Origin of the sequence: Sorangium sp. So ce394 (assembly GCF_051474665.1) — a bacterium.
Classification (GTDB): Bacteria; Myxococcota_A; Polyangia; order Polyangiales; family Polyangiaceae; genus Sorangium; species Sorangium cellulosum_D.
In genome coordinates this window covers 456,891-470,949 of sequence record NZ_CP150339.1, presented here as the reverse complement: position 1 = coordinate 470,949, position 14,059 = coordinate 456,891, and the positions used below count along the sequence as shown (strand labels likewise).

The 14,059-nt window shown below is 72.0% G+C and carries 11 protein-coding genes; 4 read left to right on the top strand and 7 right to left on the bottom strand.

Going from position 1 to position 14,059, the window contains the following annotated elements:
- Window positions 1-6: 6 nt before the first annotated feature.
- Both WMF33_RS01770 and WMF33_RS01765 read right to left on the bottom strand, forming a co-directional pair.
- On the bottom strand, window positions 7-1,560 hold the full coding sequence (locus WMF33_RS01770) for a DUF1501 domain-containing protein (RefSeq protein ID WP_437335517.1): 1,554 nt from the start codon (window positions 1,558-1,560) through the stop codon (window positions 7-9).
- A gap of 422 nt (window positions 1,561-1,982) precedes the next feature.
- Window positions 1,983-2,648, bottom strand: coding sequence for a TetR/AcrR family transcriptional regulator (locus tag WMF33_RS01765; protein WP_437335516.1), 666 nt, complete (start codon window positions 2,646-2,648; stop codon window positions 1,983-1,985).
- A gap of 131 nt (window positions 2,649-2,779) precedes the next feature.
- Here WMF33_RS01765 and WMF33_RS01760 point away from each other — a divergent pair, with 131 nt between their 5' ends.
- Both WMF33_RS01760 and WMF33_RS01755 read left to right on the top strand, forming a co-directional pair.
- Window positions 2,780-3,388, top strand: a complete 609-nt coding sequence (locus WMF33_RS01760) for a VOC family protein (protein ID WP_437335515.1) — start codon at window positions 2,780-2,782, stop codon at window positions 3,386-3,388.
- A gap of 157 nt (window positions 3,389-3,545) precedes the next feature.
- Window positions 3,546-3,971, top strand: coding sequence for an organic hydroperoxide resistance protein (locus tag WMF33_RS01755; RefSeq protein ID WP_061624513.1), 426 nt, complete (start codon window positions 3,546-3,548; stop codon window positions 3,969-3,971).
- Window positions 3,972-4,029: 58 nt separating this feature from the next.
- Here the strand turns inward: WMF33_RS01755 and WMF33_RS01750 are convergent, their stop codons facing one another.
- The 3 genes from WMF33_RS01750 to WMF33_RS01740 all read right to left on the bottom strand — a co-directional run bounded on the left by WMF33_RS01750 (window position 4,030) and on the right by WMF33_RS01740 (window position 9,634).
- Window positions 4,030-5,904, bottom strand: a complete 1,875-nt coding sequence (locus tag WMF33_RS01750) for an ABC transporter ATP-binding protein (RefSeq protein ID WP_437335514.1) — start codon at window positions 5,902-5,904, stop codon at window positions 4,030-4,032.
- Window positions 5,901-7,850, bottom strand: a complete 1,950-nt coding sequence (locus tag WMF33_RS01745; protein ID WP_437335513.1) for an ABC transporter ATP-binding protein — start codon at window positions 7,848-7,850, stop codon at window positions 5,901-5,903. The genes WMF33_RS01750 and WMF33_RS01745 overlap by 4 nt, the downstream gene beginning before the upstream one ends.
- A 218-nt stretch (window positions 7,851-8,068) precedes the next feature.
- Window positions 8,069-9,634: a hypothetical protein gene (locus tag WMF33_RS01740; protein WP_437335512.1), complete on the bottom strand. Its 1,566-nt coding sequence runs from the start codon at window positions 9,632-9,634 to the stop codon at window positions 8,069-8,071.
- Between the two features lie 645 nt (window positions 9,635-10,279).
- Between WMF33_RS01740 and WMF33_RS01735 the strand changes: the two genes are divergently transcribed.
- Complete coding sequence (locus WMF33_RS01735) at window positions 10,280-11,191, top strand: LysR family transcriptional regulator (RefSeq protein WP_437335511.1); 912 nt, start codon at window positions 10,280-10,282, stop codon at window positions 11,189-11,191.
- 130 nt (window positions 11,192-11,321) lie between these two features.
- Here the strand turns inward: WMF33_RS01735 and ilvE are convergent, their stop codons facing one another.
- On the bottom strand, window positions 11,322-12,212 hold the full coding sequence (ilvE, locus tag WMF33_RS01730; RefSeq protein WP_437335510.1) for a branched-chain-amino-acid transaminase: 891 nt from the start codon (window positions 12,210-12,212) through the stop codon (window positions 11,322-11,324).
- 5 nt (window positions 12,213-12,217) lie between these two features.
- Entirely contained in the window at window positions 12,218-12,931 is a 714-nt protein-coding gene (locus WMF33_RS01725; RefSeq protein ID WP_437335509.1) for an IclR family transcriptional regulator, read from the bottom strand.
- Between the two features lie 291 nt (window positions 12,932-13,222).
- Between WMF33_RS01725 and WMF33_RS01720 the strand changes: the two genes are divergently transcribed.
- Window positions 13,223-13,918, top strand: a complete 696-nt coding sequence (locus WMF33_RS01720) for an alpha/beta fold hydrolase (RefSeq protein WP_437335508.1) — start codon at window positions 13,223-13,225, stop codon at window positions 13,916-13,918.
- The last annotated feature ends 141 nt before the right edge of the window (window positions 13,919-14,059 follow it).

The window sequence follows — 14,059 nt, the reverse complement described above, 5'->3', positions numbered from 1 at the left end:
CCCCGTTCATCCGTGCCCGAGCACCCTCGCGAGCGCCGCCTCCGCCGACTCGCCCTCGTTGCGCGTCCCCTCGACGTCGCTCACGCCGAAGCCCTCCTGGGCGAACGGCCAGATCCCGAGCGCGAGCAGCGCGGCGATCCGCTGCTCCGGCGGCTTCACGAACGTCGTGGCGCGCCCGTCCGGCCCGATGGCCCCGTAGATGCCGCGCTGCTTCTCGCGGATGGGGCCGCCGAGGTACACCGTGACGTAGCCGTAGGGCCAGTGGTTGCGGCCGAGCTCGTTCTGCGCGCCCGGAGAGCGGCCGAACTCCATGTTGAGGATGACGAGGGTCCGGTCGAGGTCGAGCTTCCCCTCGGCCTCGGGCCCCTGCTCGTCCGGGCGCCGGACGTGCGACAGGAGCTCGGTGAGCGTGTTGCCGAGGTTCACCGCCTGCGTGCGGCACGTCTCGGCGTGGGTGTCGTAGCCGCCGCCGCCGTCGGCCATGACCAGCCCCGGATCGATGAAGCAGCAGTAGCGCGCCGGCGTCGCCGGGTGCGTGAGCAGGTGCGCGATGACCCGCAGGCAGATGGCCGGGGCGTTGATGTTCTCCAGGCCGCAGAGGGCGGTCACCGTCTGCTCGAACAGCGCGCTGTCGAGCACCGCGTCGAGCTCGTGCGCGCTCGCGACGGCGCGGATCGTCTGGCTCAGCTCGGACAGCCGCGAGGCGCGGAGCGGATCGCCCTCGCGCCTGTACCTCACCCGGTCGCGGTACTGGTCCACGTAGCGCGACAGGAGGCCGTCGAACGCCGCCCGCTCGGGCGCCGCGCCGACCTTCGGCCGCTTCAAAAGCCCCAGGAACTCCTCGCTGCTCGCGCGGAGGAGCAGCGGCCGCGCCGCCGCCGGGTGGAGCCCGGTCGCGAGCGACGCCTGCAGGTTGTCGCCGGGGATGCCGAGGTCCGTGAAGGTGTAGGCGTAGGGGGCGGCGCGCCCCGGATCGCCGTGCTCCATCGCGTGGCGCTGCACGTGGGCGCCGAGGCACGCCATCTGCGGCGAGCCGAGCGCGCGGCCGCACAGCGCGTAGGGAATGGCGGCCTCGTGCGGCTCCAGATCGTGCCGGGTCACGACGACGCGCATGCGATCGAGGACGTCCTTGCGGGCGATCAGCGGGGCGAGGAGCGGCCCGAGGCTCACGTTCATCCCGAGCGCGTCGCGGGCGAAGGGGACCAGCCCGAGGTCGCCCGCCGCGAGCCCGCACTCCGTGAGCACCGAGGAGAGCAGCGAGCTCTCCGGCGCGGCGGGGTTGTAGAAGGTGTGGAGCTGCGTGCCCCGCAGGTCCGGGTTCGGATCGTCGGGGCGCCCGTACGCCTCGACTCCATAGAACGTCTCCCAGGTGGTCAGCCCGCCGTACAGGAAGACTTCCAGGATGTTCTCGGCGCGGAGCTCGGGCGGGAGCCCGATCTGTCGGTACGGCTCCGGGGTCTCTCCGAAGGCCGCTCCGGCCCTCGAGCTCCGGAAGAGCGTGCCCGCCGCGGCCATCGCGCCGAGCGCCGCCCCGGACTGAAGAAAACGACGACGTTTCATCGCCCCAGCACCTGTCACCCTCGACCCACCCTCGGCGCGGGGCGCGACGCGCCCCTCAGAGAATTGCCGTTCGCCATCGACATCTATGGTTTCGAGCGCGTTCGATCGCGCGCGACCCGCGGAACGTGCCGAGTCGTCGCTCGTGTCGCGACCTCATGAATGATGACGGGCCCGTCGATCCTTCACGCGATCGCGCGTGGCTCGTCGTTTTTCACGGTGCGCCCCCAAGGCACAGCGCACCTGTCCGATGGAGAGATTCGAGAGGGTCGGCGCAGGCGAGGCCTGAGCGCTCGATCTCCCCGATTCCTCTCCAACGAGACTTCTGCAGAATGCCCCCATCGCGCGCCGGGTGGTATCGCGGCGCACGATCGCGACGTGCGTTCGCCGCGCCGGGGCGGCGGATCGAGGCTCCTGCGCGGCGATCAGGCCTTCCGGCCGCGCGCCGGTTTGCCGGGCGCGGTGGCGAGCCACCGATCGATCTCGCCTGACACGTGGTGGAAGTCGAACGCGCCGGCGTCGATCCCGAGCTGGAGCATGGCGCCCATGATGAAGGACGTGATCGCCGCGGCGGCCGCGCGCGGATCCAGGTCGGAGCGCAGCTGTCCGGCGCGCGCGCCTTGGCGCACGAGGTGCTCGACCCCGAGGTTCCACTCCTTGTGGATGGCGCGAAACGCCGTTCGCGCGGCCGCGTCCCGATGCGCGCGCAGGGACAGCTCTTGAAGGACGGTCGCCAGGTGCGGATGGTCCTGGAAGCTGCGCCATGCGCGCTCCAAGTGCGCTCTCAGGCTCTCGGGCGGCTCCGCCGCGCCCGCGGCGCCCGGGCCGCCGGCGGGCTTTCGCTCCTGTCCGAACTTGTCGGTCACGTGCTCGACGATGGCGACGAGCAGCGCGTCCTTCGTCCCGAAGTAGTAGTGCAGCGTCGAGATGTTGACGCCTGCGCGCGCCGCGATGTCGCGCGTCCGCAGCCCCTCCAGCCCCTTCTCGGCGATGAGCGTGTACGCCGCCTCGAGCAGGTCGCGCCGCCGCGCTGCACCGAGCTCCGAGGTCGAGGCCTTGCCGGCCGCGGCGGCGCGTCTCGTCTTCGCCAAGCCCGCGCAACGCTACAGGTTTCCTCCGGGTCCATCAAGCGCCCCCGGCGCCCGCCTTGACCGCTCGCCCGCCGTGGCGTAATGTCAATCAACTGATTGATTGACGCTCATCATCGGGATGGAGGAAACGCATGACGTCCTTGGGGTTCACGGCCGCGCCGCTGGCTGCGCGGGTTCAGCGAAAGGCGATCGGCGTGGGAATGCGCCTCTTCTTCGCCTGGTCTCACCTTGCTTATCGCCTGCGTCCGCCGTGGGGCGGCAAGCTGCGCGCGGTCGATCATCTCACCGTGCCGTGCGCCGATCTGGCGGTGGCGGAGCGGTTCTATGTCGGGCTGCTCGGCGCGCGCGTGCTGATGCGCGTCGACGCCCCGTTCCTCGAGCGGATGGGGCGGCCGGCGGACGAGGTGGCGCGCGGCGTTCATCTCTCGATCGCCTTCGCGGGCGGGCCGCGGTTCGATCTGTTCGAATCGGCGGTCGGGCAGCCGCCCCGCCACGCGGATCACCCTCACTGCGCGCTCTGGGTCGCGCCGGGCGGGCTGCTCGCGTGGAAGGAGCGCCTGAACCGCGCTGGCGTCCCGACGTACGGCCCCACGCGGCTCGGGCCGCCGGGGCAGGCGTCGCTCTATTTCAACGATCCGTTCGGCAATCGTCTCGAGCTCGTCACGCTCGGATTCACGGGGGAGATCCCCGTCGGCGCGCCGGACGTCTCCGCGCTGGAGTACGCCTGGACGGGCCCCTGAGCCGCGCGCCGCGCGGCCGAGCGATCGCCTCCTTCGTTGCGCACGGTGAGGTTGAGCAGTATGGGGAGCGTATCCGAACGGCGGTCTTGGCCGGGCCCTGCCCCGCGGGGGGAGGCTCTTCCGTGCCCGGGTCTGTCGTCACGAAAGGAGCGCTCCGATGCCTGTTGACGTGAAGTACACGACCCAAGCCACTGCCCAGGGCGGCCGCGACGGCCGGGCCAAGACCGCGGACGGTGCCCTTGACGTGAAGCTCTCGACGCCGAAGGAGCTCGGCGGCGCCGGCGGCGAGGGGAACAACCCGGAGCAGCTCTTCGCGGCGGGTTACGCCGCCTGCTTCCTTGGTGCGCTGAAGTTCGTGGCCGCGCAGGAGAAGGCGCGGATCCCCGCCGAGGCCACCGTGACGGCGACGGTCGGCATCGGCCCCCGCTCCGAGGGCGGCTTTGGCCTCGACATCGGCCTGCGGATCTCGCTGCCGGGCATCGAGCGTCCGCAGGCAGAGCAGCTGGTCGAGAAGGCGCACCAGGTTTGCCCCTACTCGAACGCCACCCGCAACAACGTCGCCGTCCGCCTGGAAGTCGCCTGATCGCCCCCCGTCGCCCTCCCACGTCGGAGCGACATCCCCTGCATCTCTAGACCACCTCTCAGGGGCCCGTCCCCTCGCGGTGAAGCGCCGCGAACACCCCTCCTCGGGCGAGCAGCTCCGCGTGCGTCCCCTGCTCCACGACCCGCCCGTGGTCGAGCACCACGACCCGATCCGCGTGCCGGATCGTGCTCAGCCGGTGCGCCACCACGAAGCTCGTCCGCCCGCGCAGGAGCCGCCCGAGCGCCGCCTGCAGCCGGGCCTCGGTCAGCGCGTCCACCGAGCTCGTCGCCTCGTCGAGCAGCACGATGCGCGGGCGCGCGACCATCGCCCGCAGGAAGCACACGATCTGCCGCTGCCCCAGCGACAGCCCCGTCCCCCGCTCGCCCACCTCGGTGCGGAGGCCCTCCGGCAGCGCGTCCAGCAGGTCGAGCACGTCGAGGTCCCGCGCCGCGTCGCGGATCTCGGCGTCGGTCGCCGCCGGGTTCCCCATGCGCACGTTGTCGAGCACCGTGCCGCTGAAGAGGAAGTTGCTCTGCAAGACCAGCCCGAGTTGCGCGCGCAGCGACGCCGACGACGTCGCCGCCAGATCGTGCCCGTCGACGGTGATCGACCCCTCCGTCGGCAGGTACAGCTTCGCCAGCAGGTTCAGGATCGAGGTCTTGCCGCTGCCCGTGTGCCCGACCAGCGCGATCATCTGGCCCGGCTCGGCGACGAGATCGACCCCGTGGAGCACCGGCTTGCCCGGCTCGTACGCGAAGCTCACCCCCTGGAAGACGACCCGGCCGCGCGCGGGCGGCAGCGCCGGTAGGCCGCCCTCGTCGGGCCAGTCAGGCTCGGTGTCGAGCACGCGGAAGAGCCGCTCGGCGCCCGCCATCGCCGTCAGGGCCTGGTTGTACTGGTTGCCCAGGACCGGGATCGGGTTGAACAGGAGGTTCGCGAGGAAGAAGAACTCCACGAGCACGCTGAGCTCGATCGCGCCGTGCAGGGCCTGATAACCGCCGACGACCACGAGCACGGCCAGGAACAGCTGCCCGTTGAACTCGAGGAGCGGGAGGAAAGCGGCCGAGTGGCGCGCCGCATCCATGTTGTAGCGCGAGTGATCGAAGATCAGCGCCCGGAAGAGCCCTCCGTTGATGTCCTGCCGCACGAAGCCCTGCGTCACGCGCACCCCCGTGACCGACTCGGCGAGCGTCGCCGTGACCCGGGTGAAGCTCTCCTGCGCGCGCTGGTGCGCCGCCCCGAGGCGCTTGTGGAAATAGACGATCAGCCCCCAGAAGACGGGGACCATCGCCGCCACCACGAGGAAGAGCGGCCAGTGCGCGCGGGCCATCAGCGCCATCGCCACCGCCATCGTGCCGAGCTGCACCGTGCTCACGAACACGACGTCCTGCACCGCCACCCGGATGGCGTCGATGTCGGAGGTCATGCGGCCGATGAGGCGCCCCACCTTCGTCTTCACGAAGAAGCTCATCGGCATCCGCAAAAGGTGCCTTTCCAGCCGATCGCGCATGTCGAACACCACGGCCTCCCCGAGCTCGAGCGCGAGGCGCGAGCGGAAGTGGAAGACCACCGCCGTGAGCAGCGCGAACGCCCCGAAGCCGAGGACGGAGAGCAGCGTGGCGCGCGCGTCGCGCCGGGCCACCGGGCCGCTGATGATGGCGCCGACCGCCCACGTGAGGAGCGGGAGCTGGATCGACCGCACCACGACGAGCGCGAAGAGCGCGTTGCGCTTCCTCGCGTACGGGTGTGTGAACGTGAACACGCGCCGCACGAGCCCGAGATCGAGCCGGCCGTGGGCGTGGTCCCGCTCGTCGTCGACCGCGGCGCGCGACAGGCCGAGGCGCACGTCGATCGGCGCCGGCTCGGCCGCGGCGCGCGCCGTCCCCGCCGCCGCCTTCGTGGCGCGGCGCGTCGCCTCGCCGGCGCGGCTCACGCCGGCTCCTCGGCCGGGCCCGACGCCGCGGGGCGCGCGCCGCGCCACGAAGGCGGCGGCGGGCTCTCGTCCGCGCGCGCGGCGGCGGCGTGCGCGTCGTGCAGCGAGAGCGCGCTCGCGTAGTGGCCGCGCCGCCGGAGCAGCTCCTCGTGGGTCCCCCGCTCGACGACGCGGCCCCGGTCGAGCACGATCACCTGGTCCGCGCGGCGGAGCAGGTGGGCCCGGTGCGTGGCCATGATCGTCGTCCGCCCCCGGGTCGCGCTGAGGATCGCGTCGAGGATCTCGCGCTCGGTGCGCGCGTCCACCGCGGCCGTCGGGTCGTCGAGCAGGAGCAGCGGCGGGTCGAGCAGCACGGCGCGCGCGATGGCGAGCCGCTGCCGCTGGCCGCCCGAGAGGTTGACCGCCGACTCGCTGAGCTCGGTGTCGTAGCCCTCGGGCAGCTCCCGGATGAACTCGTGGGCGCGGGCGACGACCGCGGCGCGCTCGATCTGCTCCCGCGTCGCGTGCGGGGCGCCGAACGCGATGTTGGCCGCCACCGTGTTGCTGAAGAGGAAGTTGTCCTGGAAGACGACCCCCATGCGCCGGCGGATCAGGTCGAGGTCGTGCCGCCGGAGGTCGACGCCGTCGAGCAGGACGCGCCCGGAGGTCGGATCGTAGAAGCGCGGGATCAGGCTGAGCAGCGTGCTCTTGCCCGCGCCGGTCGGGCCGATCACGGCGACGAACTGCCCGGGCGCGACGTCGAGGTCGACGCCGTGGAGCACGGGCCTCCCCGGGTCGTACCCGAACGTGACGCGCTCGAACACGAGGCGCCCCTCCGCGCGGGCGGGGCGCTCGGGCGCCTCGGGGCTCGCGATCTCGACGGGGGTGTCGAGCACCTCGAAGACGCGCCGCGCGCCGATGAAGCTCTGCTGCGCGGTGTTGACGATCGTCGCCATGCTCGCGATCTGCCCGGAGAACTGCTGCAGGATGCCGGCGAACACCACGAGCTGCCCGAGCGTGATCCGGTCGCGCGTGACGAGCAGCCCGCCCATGCCGAGCAGGAGGACGAGGCTCAGCTGCCCGAGCAGGTCGATGGTCGGGCTGAGAACGCTCACCTTCCGGAACGTGCCCTGCTGCTGCTCGCGCACCTCGCGGTTCCGCTCGTCGAAGCGGCGGTGGGCCTCGCGCTCTCGCCCGAGCCCCTTGATGACCTGGATCCCCTGCAGCCCCTCGCTGAAGCTCAGGACCATGCGGTCGACGAGCTCGCGGTTCACCAGGTAGGCGGGCCGCACCCAGCGGGCGAAGAGCGTGCTCGCGATCCAGAGCAGCGGCGTCGGCGCGAGGCACACGACCGTCAGCAGGGCGTGCGTGCGGAGCATGTACGCGACGTACACGCCGAGCGACAGGACCATGATGACGCTCTGCAGCAGCACGCCGTCCACGAACGAGCGCACGAGCTGGACGTCGCCGGTGACGCGGTTGATGAGCGAGCCGCTCGTGTTGGCGTCGAAGAACCGGAAGCTCAGCCGCTGGAGCTTGTCGTACACCCGCGCGCGGAGATCCGGGACGATCTCCATGTGGACGAGGTGGCCCACGGAGAGCGCGTACCCGTAGTTGAGCACCGCGCGGGCGGCCGCCATGGCGAGGATGGCGCCGCCGATCGAGAGGACCGCGGTCATGGGCTCCCGCTCCACGTCGACCAGCCGGCCGACGCCGAGCGGCAGCGCGGGCGCGCGGATCGACGGATCGAGCCGGTGGCGGAGGATGTCGATGGCGAGCCCGGTCAGGCCGAGCCCCGCGAGCCCCAGCGAGAGCAGGACGATCTGGTAGCCGAGCACGCGCGCGACCCGCCCCCGGTACGCCCAGCTCAGCCCGAGGAGCCGCAGGAGGAGCGAGCGCCCGCCGCGGGGGCGCGCCGCTTCGGGCGCGGGGAGCGCGCCGCGATCAGAACGTGAACCGGACGACATCAGAGCAGGACACCTGGCAGACCGGCCACGCCGGGGCCCGTAACCTACCGGCTCGCGCGGCGTTGGCCAGCGGCTGGCGCGCGCGGGGCGGCGGCGCTTGTGCAGCGACGCACGGGGGAGGATCGCCAGGCTGCCGAGGACGCCAAGATGTCCGAGAGATCTCGCCTCTTGGCAGCCTCGGCAGCCTGGCGGTCGTGGTCTCCTTCGCCGGGGCGCCGCTAGTACATGAGGTTGCCCTGGCCGAGCCGGTAGGTGATGTTCGAGCCGAACTCGTCGCGCGCGTTCTGGACGCGCAGGAGCGCGATCGAGATCCGGCTCTCGCGCGCCGACCAGGAGGCCGCCGAGAGGCCCGCCGCGATCTCGGTCTTCGCCTGCCGAAGGCGGTACCGCGAGACCGGGTGCAGCGGCGTGCCGGCGACGCTGAGGACCTGCACCGCGTCGTCGATCTCGACCTCGGCCAGCTCCATCAGGCGCTTCTGGACGTCGTCGCGGGTGTCGTGGAACTGGCGCGCGAGCGTCCGGGCGGCCTGCAGGCGCTGCTTCGCGAGGTCGAGGTTGAACGCGGCGTTCAGGACGCGGAGCAAGCGCCCCATCGTGACGATGTCGGCGTCGGGGAACTGGATCGGGGTGCCGAACCGCGCCTCCAGCTCCCGGCCAGCCGGCGAGACCTTGAAGTCCTCCCTGATGTAGAAAGAGACCGCGGCCTCGATGTCGTTCCCGAAGGCGTTCGAGTGGAAGAACGGCGGCGTGTCCACGGCCTCGATGATGGGCGGGGTATTGAACGTGCCGTCGCCGTACCCGTCGAGGATATTGCGGCCGAGGACGTCGATGTTGGGCGCCGGAAGCCCGGCGCCCCCGAACCCGCCGTCGAACGCCCCCGGGGCGCTGGCGGTCCCCGGCGCCTTCCGGGCCCCCGTGTCCAGGTTGCGGTTCCGCCCCGTGTCCAGGTGGTTCGCGCCCGCGTTGGAGTGGCACACGTTGCAGCGGCCCCGCTGCGGATCCAGGAACGCCAGCCGCCCCTCGTTCGCCTCGGGGTCGGTGAGCTTCACCCGCGTGAGGTCGAGCTCGTTCGTCCGTCCCAGGCTCAGCTGGTAGGCCAGCGTGAGGTCGAGCTCCTGCTCGGTGGGGAGCCGGAACGAGACCCCCGGCTCCCGGCTGAGATCCTTCGGCAGGTGCTGCGTGACCGCCCCGGTGAGGAAGTCGCGCAGCGAGCCGCTGCCCGGGGCGCCGTCGCCCGACCACCCCGTGCGCTGGAGCGGCATGCCCTCCCCCTCCTGCGCCGGGTCCGGCGCGATGGTCGTCGCCAGCGAGAGCGTGTGCTGGACCCCGCGCATCACGTACTTGCCGTCGAGATCGTCGAAGCCGTCGATGTTCTCGCGAATCAGGCCGTTCGTCTTCAGCTCGTACGTCTCGAGGTCGGTCAGCGCGGCGTCTTCCTCGTAGACGAACAGCGGGTCAAAAGGGTTGATGTCGAGGAGAGCGTCGATGAAGGGAATGTCAATCGTGAAGTTGTTTTCGACAGGATGACAGGATCCGCAAGTCCGGCCGTTGCCCTCGAAAGTTTCGCGAAAGAAGATGTCAGCGCCTGCGCAAATTTCCCTGGTCACGAGCCCGGAGACCACGCGGGGATCCTGTTCGCAAGCAGCGATCCTGTCCGCGGCGGTGAGCGCGCTCGACAGGGCGGCGTGACGCTCGTCCTGCGGCGCGGAAGGGGCGCACGAGGCGAGGAGGGAGACGGCGACGAGCGGAGCGACGAACAAGGAACCCCAATTCGAACTTGGCATAGCGCTCTCTCTTCCTGTGACCGTTGTTCCGTACAGCTGCCGAAACGCGACGCTCATGGGTGCTGCGCGTCGCTCGGCGTGCAGCAGCGGGGAAACGCGGTGGAAACCGGCTCGGCGAGCGTCGGCCGTCGGCGCGACCCGGGCCGGCCATGCGGGCTCAGCCGTAGACGAGATGGCCTCTCTCGGTCACCCATGCCGCCCTCGCGGCGTACCGGAGACCCCTGATCCGCTCCCGGGCGGCAAGGGCGCTCTAGCCGCCCCGCGGTCAGGTGAGCCGCGCGGGACCGGCGCCAGGGCGATCTTGGGGGGCGACTACTTAGCGGACCGGGCCGGGCACATCAACCCTCACCGGCGCTCGCAGCACGATTCCGACTACATCATGACCTACCACAGAGGACCTCGAGACGGTACGCACCGGCGGCTCGATCTGCAACAGGGTTGCGATCACGGGCGGTTCGGGCGCGAGGAGGGGCCGGAAGCCAGGCTCCGCGGGCGTGCTCGGGGGATCGAAGCGAGACATGGGCGTGACGACCGGCGGCGTCCCTCCGACCGCTCCCTCGGCGGGGTCTGCGACCGTTCCGGTCCAACGGAGAACGTCTAGACCGGCCGGTGGCGCCCCTCCAACTCATTAGTAGCATGGGCCACATGCATCCCGTGCATCTTGCCTCGATCGATCTGAACCTGCTCGTCGTCTTCGACGCCCTCCTGGCGGAGGGGAGCGTCACGCGCGCGGCGGCGCGCGTCGGGCTGAGCCAGTCGGCCATGAGCCACGCCCTCGGGCGCCTTCGCACGTTGATCGACGACCCCATCCTGGTGCGCACGCCGCGGGGGATGATCCCGACGCCGCGCGCGCAGGAGCTCATCGGCCCCATTCGCGAGGCCCTCGCCCAGATCGAGGCGACCGTCGCGCGCCGCCCCCGCTTCGATCCCGCGACGGCGCGCCGCTCGTTCGCGGTCGCCACGGTCGATTACGTGGAGCTCATCCTGCTGCCCCGGCTCGTGCAAAAGCTCTTCACCGACGCGCCGTTCGTCGATCTCATCGCGCGCCCCTACGACAGCGACATGTGGAGCTCCATGGAGACCGGCAAGGTCGACCTGGCCATCGGCCTGCTGCCCACCGTGCCCGCGGGGTTCTACCGGCAACGGCTCATCGAGGAGCACTACATGTGCGTGGTGAGGAAGAATCACCCCGTGGTGGGCAGCAAGCTGAACCTCAAGACCTACACGAGCTTGCCGCACGCGCTCATCAGCCCGCGCGGCGACGGCGGCGGTCGGGTGGACGAGGTCCTGGCCGAGCGGGGGCTCTCGCGCCGCGTGGCGCTGCAGATCCCCCACTTCCTCGTGGCGGCCCACATCGTCGCGCAGACGGATCTCGTGCTGACCGTGCCGGCGCGCATCGCGCGCGTGTTCGCCGAGATGGAGGCGCTGCGCATCATGAAGCCGCCCGTGGAGCTCGGCGGGTTCTCGCTGGATCAGGTGTGGCACGAGCGGCAGGCGAAGGACCCGGCGCACATCTGGCTGCGCGGGATCTTCGCGGAGATCGCCCGCGACAGCTGACGCGCCCTCGTTCGACCTGCCGCGCGCGCCGCGCCCGCCGCGACCGTGTCGCCCGGAGGCGGGGCCGGCGAGGCGGGGAGCGGGCCTATGTACCGGTTAAGTCGCTTTCCTCTTCCATCTGCTCGTCCGTTCAGGTAGGGGCGCCGGGCGCGGCGATGAGCTCGACGCCCTCGCGCTCGGCGAGCTGCCGGTGCAGCGCGGTCAGCCGGGCGGTGACGGGGCCGCGCTCGCCGCGGCCGATCGTGCGCCCGTCGAGGCTGCGCATCGCGATCACGCCGGCGCCGGTGCCGGTCAGGAACGCCTCGTCGGCGGCGAAGAAGTCGAGCCGCCCGAGCGAGCGCTCCACCACGGTGAGGCCGACGCTGCGCGCGAGATCCATCACGGCCGCGCGGTTGATGCCCTCGAGGCACCCGTCGGTGGCGGGCGGTGTCGCGAGCACGTCGCCGCGGAGCGCGAACACGTTGGCCACCGAGGCCTCGGCCACGTGGCCGCGCGCGTTCAGGAGCAGCGCGTCGTCGGCGCCGCGCTGCCTGGCCTCGAGCTTGGCGAGGGCGGAGCCGAGGTAGTTCAGGCTCTTGATCCGCATGTCGAGCGCGTCCGCGTCCGGCCGGCGGTAGCTCGACGTGATGAGCTCGAGGCCGCGCCGCCGCTGCTCGTCGTCGAAGAGGCGGATCGACCCCACGATGCAGAACAGCCCCGGCCGCTCGCAGGTGGTCGGGTCGACGCCGAGCGGGCCCACGCCGCGCGTCACCACGAGGCGGACGTAGGCCTCGCGCTCGGCGTTGGCGCGCGCGGTCTCCTCGACGATCGCGCGGAGCCCCTCGATCGGGCGCGGCAGCGCGATGCCGAGCGCCTTCGCGCCGGCCTCGAGCCGCGCGAGGTGGCGGTCGATCCGGAAGAGCCGCCCCGCCGCGACGCGGATGCCCTCGAAGATGCCGTCGCCGTAGAGCAGCCCGTGATCGGTCACGTTCACGGTCGCGTCCTTCGCGTCGACGATTCGCCCATCGATCCATGTCTTCATGACGTTCACCTCCTGCTGTCCCCCTCGAGAGCGCGCGCGACGCGCTCGGCGGTGTCGCGCGTGTGTTGCACCGCGGCGTCGCGTCGATCGCCGCGCAGGCTCTGGGCGGCGGCGGCGCAGGCGATGCAGCCGTGCAGGCCGCCGCGCGCGAGCACCGGGGCGGCGATGACGGTCAGCCCGTCGATCCACTCGCCCTCGTTGACGTCGTAGCCGCGCTTCGCGGCGCGCTTCGCGGCGCGCTCGGCGGCGGGGCCCGCGCCCTGTGCGCCCACGAGCTCCGGCGCGTGCGCGAGGTAGAGTCGTCCGCTCGCGGTGACGTCGACCGGGACCTCGGCCCCGACGGTCGGCGCCGCGCGCAGGAGCCCCGTGCCCTCGGCCTTGTCGAGCACGACGAGCCGCCCCGCGCGGGCGGCGACGAGGAAGAACGTCTCGCCGAAGGCGCGCGCCGCCCGCTCGAGCTCGGGCTTGGCCACGCGCGCGACGGGGTCGAGCCCCTGCGCCCCGAGCCCGAGGCGGATGAGGCCGACGCCGAGCCGGTAGCGACCCTCCCCGTCCTGCTCGACCAGCGCGTGCGCGGCGAGCGACGCGAGCAGCCGGTGCAGCGTCGCCTTGGGCATGCCGAGGCGCGCCGCGAGCTCCGCCAGCGAGGCGCTGCCGCCGCCCTCGCGCAGCGCCTCGAGGGCGCGCACCGCCTTGTCGACCGTCCTAGATCGTTCCATTATTCGGAATCCAGTTCCGGTATTTGATCTACTCCGTTCCCGGGCCGCCGTCCAGGGCGCGCCTGTCGGGCGCCGTGGGTCGTGGTCGACGTCGCCCAGGGGAGAGTCCTCATGAAGGCGGGAAGGCGAGAAGATCATTCATGTTTTCTTCCCGCCCTCCCGCCTTCATGTTCCAATTCGGCCCCTGCCGGCGCGCGGGCGAAGCGCTCGCTGGTGTCGCTGGGGGGCCTCGGATAGCGTCCGTTCGATCACGGTCGAGACAACGTCGAGAGCCGAGGAGGCGAGGAGCTCATGAGCAAGGTCGATTCGGTCGTACTCGTTCACGGCGCCTGGCACAGCCCGGCGTGCTGGTCGCAGGTCGCGTGCCGGTTGCTCGGGGCCGGGCTCGACGTCCGCGCGCCCGCGCTGCCGAGCGCCGGGCTGGACGCGGCTCGGCTGGGCGGCCTCGCGGCGGACGTCGAGGCGGTGCGCGCGGCGCTGGCCGAGGTTCCGGGCAAGGCCGTCGTGGTCGCGCACTCGTACGGCGGGCTGCCGGTCACCGAGGTGGCGGCCCGCACGGGCAAGGTCGCCCACCTCGTCTACCTGTGCGCGTTCCAGCTCGGCCCGGGGGAGTCGCTGCTCTCGTCGATCGGCGGCAAGGAGCCGCCGTGGTGCATCACCTCCGCCGACGGCCTGACGCTGCAGACCGCGGACGCGCGGAACATCTTCTACAACGACTGCGCGGACGAGGTCGCGGCCGTCGCGGAAGCGGCCCTGCTGCCGCAGGCCAGGGCGTCGTTCGTGCAGCCGCTGAGCGCCGCCGCGTGGCAGGAGCTGCCGTCCACGTACGTGATCTGCGAGCGCGACAACGCCATCCCGGTGTTCGCGCAGGAGGCGATGTCGCAGCGCGCGCGGCAGGTGCGGCGCCTCGACGCGGGCCACTCTCCGTTCCTGTCGCGGCCGGACGACGTGGTCGCGCTCGTGCGCGACATCGTCGCCGCGAGCTGAGCCGGCGCTAAATCGGTTAAGTCATCGGGCGATCCGGGCGCCGCTGCCGAGCGCCTTCGGGGGCGGCCGCCGTGCGCCTCGGACAGCTGCGCTGCTGAGCGGCTGCTCCAGGAGCAGCAGCGTCGCGCCGCCGCGCCCGCC

What these genes read in the sequence shown, in the direction of transcription:
- WMF33_RS01745 (WP_437335513.1), bottom strand. Translation starts at nt 7,850, where the DNA reads ATGTCGTCCGGTTCACGTTCTGATCGCGGCGCGCTCCCCGCGCCCGAA.
- WMF33_RS01755 (WP_061624513.1), top strand. Translation starts at nt 3,546, where the DNA reads ATGCCTGTTGACGTGAAGTACACGACCCAAGCCACTGCCCAGGGCGGC.
- WMF33_RS01760 (WP_437335515.1), top strand. Translation starts at nt 2,780, where the DNA reads ATGACGTCCTTGGGGTTCACGGCCGCGCCGCTGGCTGCGCGGGTTCAG.
- WMF33_RS01770 (WP_437335517.1), bottom strand. Translation starts at nt 1,560, where the DNA reads ATGAAACGTCGTCGTTTTCTTCAGTCCGGGGCGGCGCTCGGCGCGATG.
- WMF33_RS01735 (WP_437335511.1), top strand. Translation starts at nt 10,280, where the DNA reads ATGCATCCCGTGCATCTTGCCTCGATCGATCTGAACCTGCTCGTCGTC.
- ilvE (WP_437335510.1), bottom strand. Translation starts at nt 12,212, where the DNA reads ATGAAGACATGGATCGATGGGCGAATCGTCGACGCGAAGGACGCGACC.
- WMF33_RS01740 (WP_437335512.1), bottom strand. Translation starts at nt 9,634, where the DNA reads ATGCCAAGTTCGAATTGGGGTTCCTTGTTCGTCGCTCCGCTCGTCGCC.
- WMF33_RS01720 (WP_437335508.1), top strand. Translation starts at nt 13,223, where the DNA reads ATGAGCAAGGTCGATTCGGTCGTACTCGTTCACGGCGCCTGGCACAGC.
- WMF33_RS01725 (WP_437335509.1), bottom strand. Translation starts at nt 12,931, where the DNA reads ATGGAACGATCTAGGACGGTCGACAAGGCGGTGCGCGCCCTCGAGGCG.